The organism is Brevundimonas sp. GW821-FHT09G01, from assembly GCF_059416065.1.
Window position 1 is genome coordinate 45,755 of record NZ_JBWKOL010000007.1, and the last position, 13,028, is coordinate 58,782.

Annotated in this window: 13 protein-coding genes; 4 read left to right on the forward strand and 9 right to left on the reverse strand. The window is 67.6% G+C overall.

The features are described from left to right. Positions 1–132 precede the first annotated feature (132 nt). The gene (locus AC07NB_RS13575) at positions 133–561 is read left to right on the forward strand and encodes an organic hydroperoxide resistance protein (protein ID WP_291834425.1); all 429 of its coding nucleotides are present in this window, start codon (positions 133–135) and stop codon (positions 559–561) included. Here the strand turns inward: AC07NB_RS13575 and AC07NB_RS13580 are convergent. The 4 genes from AC07NB_RS13580 to AC07NB_RS13595 are packed head-to-tail and all read right to left on the reverse strand — an operon-like array spanning position 558 to position 4,268. After that, a complete protein-coding gene (locus AC07NB_RS13580; protein ID WP_494571933.1) occupies positions 558–1,685 on the reverse strand; it encodes an ABC transporter permease in 1,128 nt (375 codons plus the stop codon). The genes AC07NB_RS13575 and AC07NB_RS13580 overlap by 4 nt on opposite strands. Continuing rightward, entirely contained in the window at positions 1,685–2,671 is a 987-nt protein-coding gene (locus AC07NB_RS13585; RefSeq protein WP_494571934.1) for an ABC transporter ATP-binding protein, read from the reverse strand. Before AC07NB_RS13585 ends, AC07NB_RS13580 begins: the two co-directional genes overlap by 1 nt. Further along, positions 2,671–3,645, reverse strand: a complete 975-nt coding sequence (locus AC07NB_RS13590) for an HlyD family secretion protein (RefSeq protein ID WP_494571935.1) — start codon at positions 3,643–3,645, stop codon at positions 2,671–2,673. The genes AC07NB_RS13585 and AC07NB_RS13590 overlap by 1 nt, the downstream gene beginning before the upstream one ends. Next, positions 3,642–4,268 (reverse strand): TetR/AcrR family transcriptional regulator, encoded by a 627-nt coding sequence (locus AC07NB_RS13595; protein WP_494571936.1) that lies wholly within the window; start codon positions 4,266–4,268, stop codon positions 3,642–3,644. Before AC07NB_RS13595 ends, AC07NB_RS13590 begins: the two co-directional genes overlap by 4 nt. 124 nt (positions 4,269–4,392) lie before the next feature. Between AC07NB_RS13595 and cobS the strand changes: the two genes are divergently transcribed. Beyond that, entirely contained in the window at positions 4,393–5,397 is a 1,005-nt protein-coding gene (cobS, locus tag AC07NB_RS13600; protein ID WP_494571937.1) for a cobaltochelatase subunit CobS, read from the forward strand. Positions 5,398–5,401: 4 nt separating this feature from the next. Here cobS and AC07NB_RS13605 read toward each other — a convergent pair whose 3' ends face one another. Continuing rightward, on the reverse strand, positions 5,402–6,544 hold the full coding sequence (locus AC07NB_RS13605) for a PIN domain-containing protein (protein WP_494571938.1): 1,143 nt from the start codon (positions 6,542–6,544) through the stop codon (positions 5,402–5,404). A 302-nt stretch (positions 6,545–6,846) separates the two neighbouring features. Here AC07NB_RS13605 and AC07NB_RS13610 point away from each other — a divergent pair, with 302 nt between their 5' ends. Beyond that, on the forward strand, positions 6,847–8,064 hold the full coding sequence (locus AC07NB_RS13610) for an erythromycin esterase family protein (protein ID WP_494571939.1): 1,218 nt from the start codon (positions 6,847–6,849) through the stop codon (positions 8,062–8,064). A 3-nt stretch (positions 8,065–8,067) separates the two neighbouring features. Here AC07NB_RS13610 and AC07NB_RS13615 read toward each other — a convergent pair whose 3' ends face one another. After that, positions 8,068–8,646, reverse strand: coding sequence for a DUF2239 family protein (locus tag AC07NB_RS13615; RefSeq protein ID WP_494571940.1), 579 nt, complete (start codon positions 8,644–8,646; stop codon positions 8,068–8,070). A 190-nt stretch (positions 8,647–8,836) separates the two neighbouring features. Between AC07NB_RS13615 and AC07NB_RS13620 the strand changes: the two genes are divergently transcribed. Then, positions 8,837–9,145 (forward strand): CsbD family protein, encoded by a 309-nt coding sequence (locus AC07NB_RS13620; RefSeq protein ID WP_291840743.1) that lies wholly within the window; start codon positions 8,837–8,839, stop codon positions 9,143–9,145. Positions 9,146–9,160: 15 nt separating this feature from the next. Here the strand turns inward: AC07NB_RS13620 and AC07NB_RS13625 are convergent, their stop codons facing one another. The 3 genes from AC07NB_RS13625 to clpA form a co-directional block, all read right to left on the reverse strand. Beyond that, positions 9,161–9,739, reverse strand: a complete 579-nt coding sequence (locus AC07NB_RS13625) for a DUF4287 domain-containing protein (RefSeq protein ID WP_494571941.1) — start codon at positions 9,737–9,739, stop codon at positions 9,161–9,163. A 1-nt stretch (position 9,740) separates the two neighbouring features. Then, entirely contained in the window at positions 9,741–10,586 is an 846-nt protein-coding gene (locus AC07NB_RS13630) for a hypothetical protein (RefSeq protein WP_494571942.1), read from the reverse strand. A gap of 118 nt (positions 10,587–10,704) precedes the next feature. Then, complete coding sequence (gene clpA, locus AC07NB_RS13635) at positions 10,705–13,017, reverse strand: ATP-dependent Clp protease ATP-binding subunit ClpA (protein WP_494571943.1); 2,313 nt, start codon at positions 13,015–13,017, stop codon at positions 10,705–10,707. Positions 13,018–13,028 lie beyond the last annotated feature (11 nt).

Genomic DNA, 13,028 nt, shown 5'->3' on the forward strand with positions numbered 1-13,028 from the left:
TTCAGCGTTTAGTTATCGAGAAAAATGATTTCGCGACATCTTTCTGGCTGGACTCTCCACGCAGGCGCGCCTACCTAGTCGTTATCGCGATAACGAAGCCGCTCGCGACGGCCCTCACGATGGAGACCTGACATGCAAGTCCTCTACACCGCCCACGCCACCTCGACCGGAGGCGGCCGCGACGAAGGCCGCTCGACCACCGACGACGGCAAGATCGACGTCCTGCTGTCCCTGCCCGCCGAGATGGGCGGCAAGGGCGGCGCCGGGACCAATCCGGAACAGCTGTTCGCGGCCGGCTACGCCGCCTGCTACATGGGCGCCCTGCGCCTGGTCAGCGGCAAGGCGGGCACGCCGGTCGGACCGGACACCAAGATCAGCACCTCTGTCGGCATCGGTCCGAACACCCGCGGCGAAGGCTTCAACCTGGACATCGCCATCAAGGTCACCGACCACGGCCTCGACCAGGCCGTCATCGACGACCTGATCCAGAAGGCCCACCAGGTCTGCCCGTACTCGAACGCCACCCGCGGCAACGTCGACGTGGACCTGTCGGCGGCCTAATCGAGGGTGGTCCGGTAGCGCAGCATCGCCAGCGTCCCGACCACCATCACGAACAGCGTCAGGGCCAGCAGGCTGGGGCCTGCGTTCTCGATCCCGACGCCCTTCAGCAGCGATCCCCGCACCACCCGCAGGAAGTGGGTGACGGGGATCGCCTCGCCAATCGCCTGCGCCCAGCCCGGCATGCCCCGGAACGGGAACATGAAGCCCGACAGCAGGATCGACGGCAGCATGTAGAAGAAGCTCATCTGCATGGCCTGCAGCTGGGTCTTGGCCAGGGTCGAGATCAGGAAGCCCAGCGCCAGCGAGCCGACGATGAACAGGTTCAGCCCCAGGATCAGGGCGATCCAGCCGCCGCTCATCGGCACGGCGAACAGCACCCGCGCCATCACCAGGATCACCGCCGCCTGGATCAGTCCGACCAGGACATAGGGGCTCAGCTTGCCCACCATGACCTCGAGCGGCCGGACCGGCGTCGCCAGCAGGCTCTCCATCGTGCCCCGCTCGCGCTCCCGCGCCATGCCCAGCGAGGTCATCATCACCAGGGTCATCGACAGGATCACGCCCAGCAGGCCGGGCACGATGTTGAAGGCGGTGACGGCCTCGGGATTGTACCGGCGGTGCACCACCACCTCGAACGGCTGGGCGCCCGGCGCCCGGTCGGCCAGCGGCCCGGTCAGCTCGCGCGCCAGCGCCTGCTGCGGCAGGCTGGCGATCGCCGCCACCGCCCCGCTGGTCGCCGAGGGATCGGCGGCGTCGGCCTCGATCAGGATCTGGGCCCTGTCGCCCCGCACCACGCGCCGGGTGAAGTCGGCCGGGATCACCACCGCGAACTGCACCTCGCCCCGCGCCAGCGCCCGGTCCAGCTCGCTCTGGCTTCGCGCCTGCAGGGTGATCTCGAAATAGCCGCTGTTGTCCAGCGCGGTCAGGATCGAGCGCGAGAAGCCGCCGTTGTCCTGCACCAGCACCGCCGTCGGCAGGTTCCGGGGATCGTCATTGATCGCATAGCCGAACAGCAGCAGCTGCATGATCGGCAGGGCCAGGATCATGGCGTAGGTCAGCCGGTCCCGCGTCAGCTGGATGAACTCCTTGGCCATCACGGCCCAGGTGCGGGTCAGGGAGAACATCAAGCCGCCTCCCGCGCCTTCCCGGCCTCGATGTCGTGGATCATCTGGATGAAGACGTCCTCCAGCGTCGGCCGCGTCTCGGTCCATGTCAGCGGGGCCTTGCGCAGCGGCGCGATCGCCGCCTCAAGCGCCGCCCGGTCGCGGCCCGAGACATGCAGCACCGTGCCGAACGGCGCGACCATCTCCACCCCCGGCTTGCCCCGTAGCTCAGGCGCCAGGCGATCCGCGCCCGGCCCCTCGGCATGGAAGGTGATCAGGCCCGAGCCGTCGATCACCTCGTCCGCCGTCCCGCGCGCCAGGGTCCGGCCGCCCGCGATATAGGCGATCTCGTGACAGCGCTCGGCCTCGTCCATGTAGTGGGTCGAGACCAGCACCGTCATGCCGTCCGCCGCCAGGGCGTGGATCTCGTCCCAGAAGGTGCGCCGCGCCTCCGGATCGACCCCGGCCGTAGGCTCGTCCAGCAGCAGCAGGTCCGGCTGGTGCAGGGTCGCCGCCGCCAGCGCCAGCCGCTGCTTCCACCCGCCCGACAGCGTCCCGGCCAGCTGCGCCCGCCGCTCGACCAGCCCCAGCCGCTCCAGCGCCGCCTGCACCGTCGCCCGGCGGGTCTTCAGTTCGTGAATCCGGGCGGTGAAGGTCAGGTTCTGCTCGATCGACAGGTCTTCGTAGAGCGAGAATTTCTGGGTCATGTACCCGACCCGCGTCTTGATCTCGCGCGACTGCCGCATGACGTCGAAGCCCAGCACCGTCCCCTCGCCGCTGTCCGGGGTCAGCAGGCCGCACAGCATCCGCAGGGTCGTCGTCTTGCCCGCGCCGTTCGGCCCCAGGAAGCCGCAGATGCGCCCGCGCTCGACCGTGATGCCGAAGTCCCCCACCGCATGCAGTGACCCGAAGGACTTGTTCAGCCCCAGCACATCGATGACCGGGTCCTCGCCGCGTCGGGTCGAGAAGGCGGAGCCTTCTGAGCGCGGCGAAGAAATGGAGCTCATCAGTCCGCCTCCAGCGGCGTCACATCCACCGGCAGGCCAGGGTTCAGCGTCGCGGCGTTCGCCGGCAGGGCCTCCACCCGATAGACCAGCCGGTCGCGGCTGCCGCGGTTGTACAGGATCGGCGGGGTGAACTCGGGCCGAGCGCTGACCCAGGTGATCCGCGCCTGCCCTTCCCCGGCGCAGCCGTCGCAGCCGAAGCGCACGGTCCGCCCCGTGCGATAGCGGGCCATCTCGGCCTCCGGCACGAAGAAGACCAGCTTGACCTCCCGGTCCGGCAGCAGCGCCAGGATCGGCTGGTTGGCCGGGGCCCATTCGCCGGGACGGTAGAAGACCTGCTCGACCCGCGCCGCGGCGGGCGCGACCGGCGACAGCTGGCCCAGCCGGGCTTCGGCCTCGGCCAGGCCGCCCTCGGCCTGCACCGCCTGCTGGCGCGCCTGCGACACCGCGTCCTGGCGGGCGCCCAAGGTCGCCACCTCGCGCCGGCGACGGACGGCGGCGGTCTGGGCCCGGGCGGCGTCGCGGGCCGCCCGCACCTGATCCAGCCGCGCGGGCGCATAGATGCCCTGGCGCACCAGCGGCGCGATCCGGTTGTAGTCGGCGTCCGCCTGCCGCTCGCTGGCCAGGGCCGCCTGCAGCTCGGCGTCATAGACCGACAGCTCCTCGGCGCGCTGGCCCTTGCTCAGGTCCTCGACCCGCGCCTGCGCCGCGCCGACCCCGGCCGCCGCGCTGTCGGCCTGGGCCCGCTGCACCCGCGGGTCGATCAGGAAGGTTCGGCCGCCGGCTTCCACCCGCCCGCCCTCGCGGACATACAGCTGCCCCACCGCCCCCGAGACCGGGGCCGACAGGTACAGCCGCTCGCCCTCGACATAGCCGGTCAGGGTCCGCGCCGGCGCCGGGCGCAGGAACAGCTGCCAGCCCAGCGCCGCCAGGGCGACGAGGGCCAGGATGATCAGGACCGGGCGCAGACGCCTCATGGCCGCATTCCTCTCAGGATCGTGTCCAGGTGCTGGTCCGCCAGCTTGACCACATCGACCGGCGCCGCGCCGATCGGCTCGAAGGTCTCGCGCCAGACCATCGACAGGACCATCGGCCCCATCAGGCTGAAGGCGTACAGGCGCGGATCGCCAGGCCGGATTTCGCCGCGCTTCTGCGCCTCGACGATCAGGCCGCTCATCATCTGGATGCCCGGCTCGACCACCGTCTCGTGCCAGATGGTAGCCAGTTCGGGATGGTTGCGGCTCTCGGCGATGACCAGCTTGACCACGCCGGTGATGCGCCGGTCGGTGACCACGGTCCGGGCCAGCATGCCGATGCCCGTCCGGGCCGCCTGTTCGAAGCCGACCGCCCCGATCGCCATCGCCTTCACCCGCTCGATATTGGGCGAGATGGCGTCGCTGACCACGGCCCGGAAAAGGTCCGCCTTGGTCTCGAAATACAGGTACAGCGCGCCCTTCGACACGCCCGCGCGCTTCGCCACCTCCTCCAGCCGGGCGGAATGGAAGCCGCGCTCGGCGAACACCTCCAGCGCCGCGGCCAGGATCTCGGCCGGGCGGTCGGCGGGGCGGCGACGGAATTTGGGCTCGCCCAGAGGCAGCATGGCGACACCTTGGTAACTGACCGGTCAGTTATTAACTCCGCCGACACGGACTGTAAAGCATCGTTATTCCAACGCCTGCCCCGACGGACTGGACCATGCTGCGCGGGGCTTCTAAGGGTGGCGCATGACCTCCCCCCTCGACTCGACGCCCGATCCCCTGCTGACGCTGGAACCGCACCGCAACGCGACGGTCCGCGAGATCTTCGGCATCGACAGCGACATGTCCGTGCCGGTCTTCTCCGAGCGCGACAGCCACGTGCCCGAGATCGACGACGCCTACCGCTTCGATCCGCAGACGACCCTGGCCATCTGCGCCGGCTTCAGCTTCGACCGCCGCGTCATGGTCCAGGGCTACCACGGCACCGGCAAGTCGACGCACATCGAGCAGGTCGCCGCCCGCCTGAACTGGCCGCTGGTGCGCGTGAACCTGGACAGCCACGTCAGCCGCATCGACCTGGTCGGCAAGGACGCCATCGTCCTGAAGGACGGCAAGCAGATCACCGAGTTCCGCGAGGGCATGCTGCCCTGGGCCCTGCAGCGCCCCATCGCCCTGGTGTTCGACGAGTACGACGCCGGCCGCCCGGACGTGATGTTCGTCATCCAGCGCGTGCTGGAGGCCCAGGGCCGCCTGACCCTGCTGGACCAGAACCGCGTCATCCGCCCGAACCGCTGGTTCCGCCTGTTCTCGACCACCAACACCATCGGCCTGGGCGACACCTCGGGCCTGTACCACGGCACCCAGCAGATCAATCAGGGTCAGATGGACCGCTGGAACATCGTCACCACGCTCAACTACCTCGACCACGACGTCGAGACCGAGATCGTGGTCGCCAAGGCGCCCGAATACGCCACCGCCGAGGGCCGCCGCACCATCGCCGCCATGGTCCGCGTCGCCGACATGACCCGCAACGCCTTCATGAACGGCGACATCTCCACCGTCATGAGCCCCCGCACCGTCATCACCTGGGCCCAGAACACCGCCATCTTCAGCGGCGACATCGGCCTGGCCTTCCGCCTGACCTTCCTGAACAAGTGCGACGAGCTGGAACGCCCGACCATCGCCGAGTTCTACCAGCGGGCGTTCGGCGAGGACCTGCCGGAAGCGGCGACGCGGGTGAAGGTGGGGTAAGATACTAGTCTTTCCAGACCGTCTCTCGATAGACAATCCCATCAAGCGATGGTTTTGAAAGGCGCCCATTGACACTTAGAGTGCAAGACCAATTTACGTCAAAGTAATGAGAGCCATCTTTCGTGATTTCTTCCTGGTTTTCGATACTATCCAGCAATTCCGATAAAGACTTCTCACCAGCATTAACTTTGAAACGATTCGACAAAACATTTCCGGTTCCCGCCTGATCAGGATCCGAAACAACTCTTGTCGCAACTACAGCGCGATCCAGCTTAGAAGAGAAATGAAGTCTCTGACCGTCCTTGGACAAGAAAGTCGGAGGCTTTGTAATGTAGTTGTGAACTATCTTAGTCCTTGAGAATCCAGCAGGCTTGCTATTCATCTCACCAGAAAAATCTCTATCTATAGACCCAAGAACATCTTCGGTATAGTAAATACCAGACTTTGATTCTTTCACAAAAAACAGATCGTGCGCTTTAGGTAATATTTTCTCGAGATACTCCTCACTCAAGTGAGCAGCAATTGCGTTAAGTTGCGTCCTCACCTCATCTAGAGATTTCAGTACCAAAACGTTCTTAATTTTGGCGAATCTTTCTTCGCTAGCTTCGGCAAGGAGGCCGTCGGCTGTCAGAAAAAGAACGCGCTGAATAGATGGCGTTGAAGGCCGGGCAGCTACAGCTTGGGCAACAGCCTCTAGCACCACAGCATCTTTGAATCCCTTCTCCTTATCCGGCGAGAATGGCGGCAACTTATCGGCAGAACGCGTGACAATTGCCCCCCAATCGACCAAGCTTGCATCCAAGGTAGCAACTGTCGCCCCACAATCAGCAACCTGTCTGGCAACTGAAGCGTCTATGTGCATAGCGAGTACATCTGAGGTTAGACCCCAGTTCGCACCAGTAAGATTTTGAAGTTTGTCGACTTGAAGCGCAAGAGTCGATGCCTTGTTGATCATCTGCCGACGACGCTCCATCAAAACTATCTCAGGCACCAAAATCTCGTGCACGAGGCCGTACTTGGGAAGCTCTTCGGTCGCAAATAGACTGAAAGAATGATTGAAAAATCTATCGACATTCTCTGAATAGAGAACGTTCGCATCAACAACTATTGTCACCTTGGGCGAACGTGCGGGATTTGTTTTGGCCATGAGCTGTGCCTCCGTAAACGCAGCCTATATGATTCGCTCCATGGAGCTTCGCCGTAGGTGACAGGTAAAGGCGGCCGCTCTTTGCGATACCTTCATCCATTCCGCCACGCCCTTCGACCATCCCGTACACGCCCCCCGCACGTCCATCGGCCAGCTGTCCACCACCAGGCCGCACGCCATCCCAGTCACCTCCTCATCGGCGGGCTGAATCACTAGCCAATCCAAGCGCCGTGTGAACGGAAGCCTTGCCGTTCCGAACCTTCCGGGGGAACCTCGCGCGTCTCAGCCGTAGAGAGCGCCCCTTGTTCATCCGCGCCGCCATCGTCGCCGCCCTCCTCTGCGCCGCGCCCGCCGCCGCCGCGCAGACTCCCGACTACGCCCGGGTCCGCGCCGCCGAGGCCGCGCAGGCGGCGACGGCCCTCGCCGCCGCCACCCGGGACCTCTGCGGCCAGCGGATCGTGCTGCTGGGCGAGAACGGCTCCCACGGGGATGGCAAGACCGGCGCCTTCAAGGCCGATCTGGTGCGCAACCTGGTCGCCGAATGCGGCTTCGACGCGGTGGTGTTCGAGGCCAGCCTGTACGACTTCACCGCCCTGAACCGCGCCGTCCGCCGGGGCGACGCCACGCCCCGGATGCTGGCCTCGGCCATGGGCGGGCTGTGGAACCAGAACCGCGAGGTGCAGGACCTGATCGGCTTCCTGTTCGCCCAGGCCCGCGACGGCCGTGTCCTGCTGGCGGGCATGGACGACCAGCTGGGCTCGCGCGGGGCCTTCTACTCGCTGGAGACCATGCCACTGGAGCTGGCCGGCTTCCTGCCGCTGGGCCGCCGCGAGGACTGCGCCGTCCGTCTGAAGCAGCGCATCTGGTCCCGCTACACGGCGGCCGATCCCTATGACGACGCCAGCCGCGCGGCCCTGCGCGCCTGCCTGTCCGAGATCGACGCCGTGGTCGCCACCGCCCGTCTCGACGATCCCAAGGACCGGGCCGAGTACCGCGGCATGATCGCCGCGTTCGGCCGCACGCTGAACCACGACACCCTCGGCCAGACCCAGCGCATCCATGCCCGCGACCGCGACATGGCCCGCAATGTCGAGGCCCTGGTGGACGCCCTGCCCGCCGACGCGAAGGTCGTGGTCTGGACCGCCAACAGCCACGCCGCCCGCGACGCCAGTACTCATGAGCTGTTCGGCGACCAGTCCAACATGGGGCACCTGCTGGAGGTCCGGTTCGGGACCGACCTGTTCGCCGTCGGCGTCACGGCGGCGGGCGGCGCGTACCGCTACACCGTCCGGGAGGCCCGCCCGATCCCGGCCGCCGCGCCCGGCTCGCTGGAGGCTGCGGCGCTCGCCGGCTCATCGGCCGAGGTGGTCTGGATCGGGTCGGAGGCCCTGTCGGCCCTGTCGCCCATGGTGGGCTCGGCCTTCGACCACAACCGGCCGGTGACCGCGGAATGGGGCCGGGTCTTCGATGGCCTGGTGGTCTTCCGGACCGAGCGCCCGCCCTACCGCCTGGACGAGTAGGGCCTAGCGCCCCTCGCCGTTGCGCCAGCCGGCCTCGGCCATCCCCCGCACCGCCTCGCGCACATCCGCCGGCCAGCCCTCGACGGCGGCATCGAACGCCGTCCAGTCGCCCGCGAACAGCATGCGCGTGGCCTCCTCGTAGCCGGGCTTGTCGCCCGCCAGGGCGGTCATGAAGCGGTAGGTCGCGTCCTTGGCCCTGCGCGCCCGGTCCGGCCCCTCGGCCTCCTTCAGCGCCGCCTCGACCAGCTTGCGCAGGGCCACCGAAGCGCCGCCGGGCTGGGCCGCCAGCCAGTCCCAGTGGCGCGGCAGCAGGGTCACCTCGCGCGGGGTGACGCCCAGCCTGGGGCGGCCCGGGCCGCGCTTCTCAGGCTCCGGCGCAGGGCTCAGGCGGGCCAGGGCGTCGGCGGCCGAGCCGCGCAGGTCCAGGTCGATCACCCGGCCCGTGGCGGCGTCGAAGACCAGCACCGCCTCCCCCGCCCCGCTCGCCGCATGGATCGCCGCCAGCGCCTCGCCCAGCGGCCCGCGGGCGATCAGGGCGTCGCCGGCGAAGGCGAGGACCGGGGTGTCGGCGGGCAGGGTCATGGCGTCTCTTCTCAAGATGGTCTGATGGATTTACCCAGATCAAACTGGAAGATCAATATCATCCGGATATAATCATGAAGGACACGGCGCCGCACCCGCGTAATAAGGACGGCGCGCGGCGGAACCCCGCCCTCGTTTCCGCGCTGTTCCGGAACGCCTCCCCGGCTCCCGCATCACAGAGAAGATCCCCATGACCGACCAACGCATCGAAGGCGCCGCCACCGAGATCAAGGGCAAGGCCCAGTCCGGCCTCGGCCGCCTGACCGGCGACAGCAAGCTGCAGATCGACGGCGCCCTGAACGAGGCGAAGGGCAAGGCCCTGGACGCCTACGGCCGCGTCATCGACGGCCTGGACGGCCTCGTCGAAAAGGCCCCGACCCAGTACCAGGACAAGGCGCGCCAGGGCCTCGACTTCGCCCGCCGGAAACCCCTGCTGACCACCGGCATCGTCGCCGGCGTGCTGGTCCTGCTGGGCAGCCTGGGCGGCCGCCGCCGCTAAAGGTCTTTCCTCCCCCTAACCGTTGTCGGCCGCCTGTGCGAACAGGCGGCCGATGTCGTCATTGACCGCGCCGGGCCCGTCCAGCTCGACGACGGCGCTCAGGCGTTCGGACCAGCTCTCCCGGCGCACGGCCTCGCCCAGGCGCGGCGACAGAGCGGGATCGAGCTTGAGGCCCAGCAGGGCCTTGCCGCCCTTGATCGGACGGATGGCGGCGAACTGCACCGCGCGCGAGAAGCTGGTGTAGCCCTTGCGCTGGCCGGAGATGACGCCCTCGACCCCGGCGACCTTCCGCTCCAGCGCCTCGAGGATGGCCAGCGAGCGTGGCTCGGCCCACAGGGCGGCGCGCAGGGCTTCAGCGTCGTCCCAGCCCATCTGATCCGACGGACGGGCCGCACTGAGGATGTGGGCCGCGTGGTTGGCGCCGATCCCGTGGGTCGCCTTCAGCCAAGCCGCCTGGGCCTTGGGCCGGGTCTCGGGACAGCCCTTCAGGATGTCGACCCAGACCGCCACCGGACGGCCGGTCTGCGTCTCGAAATTGGCCTCGACCGTGGCGAACCACTTCTTCTGACGCTCGGTCAGCACCGCATCGCCCATCTCAGCCTCCTGACAGCCAGCCGGCGAGGTTCGTCATGTACTGGCGGGTCTGACGCGAGGCGTCGGGATCGCGGATCATGGCGTCGCCGGGCGCCTCGCTGACGAAGCTGGGACAGCCCAGGCGCGGGTCCCAGTTGTAGTCGGCGAAGTGGTGGAAGGTGCTCTGGGCCAGCCCCCTGCCCTTGCCGTTCCCGCCCTCGAACGCCACGGCGATGTTGAAGGGGCGGCCCGTGACCTTGCTGGCGCCCGTGGCGATCACCCGCGCCTCGGCCACGCCGTCGGGCGCGCCGACCCCGCCCTCGTGCGGGTGGGCCGGCAGCCGGTCCAGCACCCCGCCGCCAACGTCGCGCAGCAGCGGATGGACCTCGCCGACCGGGCGGATCGCCTGCCAGTCGCCGTTGGCGCCCGAGTGGTAGTTGGGGAAGTCGATATAGCCGGTCTCGACATCGTCGCGGGCGTTCCGCGCCGGATCGGGATCCAGACTGCTGGAGTGGAAATAGTGGGCGTCGCCGACCCCGCCCAGGGTGCAGACGCTGGAGCCCAGGTCCATGTGGTCGCGGGTGATCATCAGCCCGCCGCCCCGCGCCCGGAAGGCGGCGATGGCGGCGCACTCCTCGGCGTTCAGCCCATCGCCGACATCCACCGCGAACAGCCACAGCTGGTCATAGTCGCTGTCGGCCAGCCCGCCGATGACGGGGTCGGTCTGGCCGCCCGGCGCGGCGCGATCCCGGGCCGTCACCTCCACGCCCTCCAGCGAGGCGAGATGATCCGCCAACCGTGAGAACCGGCCGACGTGCCAGTCGTCCTCGACATTCTGGATCGTGGTCTGGAGCAGGATTCTGGGCATGGCGTTGTCTCCCCTTCTTCCAGTGAACCGCCGGACGGCGGTCTACGCAATCGCCTGACGGACGAAGGGCCGCCGGTCCTGCGACCGACGGCCCTCCCTATTCAGTCCGCGACGGACCTCAGTCCGCCGCTTCGTCTTCCTTCACCTTGGCCGCGGCGCCGGTGGCGGGCGTCACGTCGAAGACGATCTTGCCGTCCTTCAGCTCGACCTTCACATGCCCGCCGCGGGTCAGGCGGCCGAACAGGATGTCGTCGGCCAGCGGCTTCTTGATGTGCTCCTGGATCGTCCGGGCCAGGGGCCGGGCGCCGTAGAGTTCGTCGAAGCCGTTCTTGGCCAGCCAGTCGGCGGCTTCGTCGGTCAGCTCGATGGTGATGTTCCGATCGCCCAGCTGGTGTTCCAGCTGCATGATGAATTTGGACACCACCGACTTGATCGTCTCGGAGTCCAGCGCCTTGAACGCCACGATGGCGTCCAGACGGTTGCGGAACTCCGGCGCGAACAGGCGCTGGATGGCCTTTTCGTCCTCGCCCTCGACCTTGCCCCGGCCGAAGCCGATGGAGGCGCGGGCGTTGTCGGCGGCCCCGGCGTTGGTGGTCATGATCAGGATGGTGTTCCTGAAGTCGACCTTCTTGCCGACCGCGTCGGTCAGCATGCCGTTGTCCATCACCTGCAGCAGGATGTTGTAGACGTCCGGGTGGGCCTTCTCGATCTCGTCCAGCAGGACCACCGAGTGCGGATGCTGATCGACGGCGTCGGTCAGCAGGCCGCCCTGGTCATGGCCGACATAGCCCGGAGGGGCGCCGATCAGCCGCGAGACGGTGTGCCGCTCCATGTATTCGGACATGTCGAAGCGCTGCATCTCGATACCCAGGGTGGAGGCGAGCTGCTTGGCGACCTCGGTCTTGCCGACGCCGGTGGGGCCGGAGAACAGGAAGGCGCCGATGGGCTTTTGCGGATCGCGCAGACCCGCGCGGGCCAGCTTCATGGCCGCCGAGACCTGTTCGATCGCCGCTTCCTGGCCGAAGACCACGCGGTTCAGGTCGGTCTGAAGCTCACGCAGGCTCTCGGTGTCGGACTTGGACACCGACTTGGCCGGGATGCGCGCCATCTTGGCGATGACGGCCTCGACCTCCTTCTGGCCGATGACCTTCTTCCGCTTCGACTCGGGCAGCAGCATCTGCGACGCCCCCGCCTCGTCGATCACGTCGATGGCTTTGTCCGGCAGCTTGCGGTCGGTCATGTAGCGGGCCGACAGCTCCACCGCCGTCCGGATGGCGGCGTCGGTGTAGCGCAGCTTGTGGTGGCCTTCGTAGGAGGTCTTCAGCCCCTTCAGGATCTTGATCGTGTCGTCGATGGTGGGTTCGTTGACGTCGATCTTCTGGAAGCGGCGGGCCAGCGCCCGGTCCTTCTCGAAATGCTGGCGGTACTCCTTGTAGGTGGTCGAGCCCATGCAGCGCAGGCTGCCCGAGGCGAGCGCCGGCTTCAGCAGGTTGGACGCATCCATCGCCCCGCCGCTGGTCGCGCCGGCGCCGATGACGGTGTGGATCTCGTCAATGAAGAGCACGGCGTTGTCGTGCGTCTCCAGCTCCTTGACCACCTGCTTCAGGCGTTCCTCGAAGTCGCCGCGGTAGCGGGTGCCGGCAAGCAGCGCGCCCATGTCGAGCGAGTAGATGGTGGCGCCCTCCAGGACGTCGGGGACCTCATGGTTGACGATCTTGCGGGCCAGACCTTCGGCGATGGCGGTCTTGCCGACGCCGGGATCGCCGACCAGCAGCGGGTTGTTCTTGGTCCGTCGGCACAGGATCTGGATCGCGCGATCAACCTCGGCGTGGCGGCCGATCAGGGGATCGATCTTGCCCTTGCGGGCCTTCTCGTTGAGATCGACGCAATAGGCCTCCAGCGCCTCTCCGCCGGTCTTGGCGGCGGCGGCGTCCTCGGCGTCCTCGGGGCTGGCGCCGCCGGTCTTGGCCGGACGGGTTTCACCCGCGCCCGCCTTCTTGGCGATGCCGTGGGCGATGAAGTTGACCGCGTCGTACCGCGTCATGTCCTGCTCCTGCAGGAAGTAGGCGGCGTGGCTTTCGCGCTCGCTGAAGATGGCCACCAGCACGTTCGCGCCGGTGACTTCCTCGCGGCCCGAGGACTGGACATGGATCACCGCGCGCTGGATCACGCGCTGGAAGCCGGCGGTCGGCTTGGCGTCGTCGCCGTCCGAGGTCGCCAGGGCGGCCAGGTCGGTGTCGACGTACAGGGTCAGGGCGGTCTTCAGCGCCGTCAGATCGACGTTGCAGGCCGTCATCACATTGGCCGCGTCGGGATCATCCACGAGGGCCAGCAGGAGATGCTCGAGCGTGGCGTATTCATGCCGGCGCTCGTTGGCGTAGTGCACCGCGCGGTGCAGGGTCTCTTCGAGAGGACGGGAAAACGAAGGCATGGAGGTTCCTC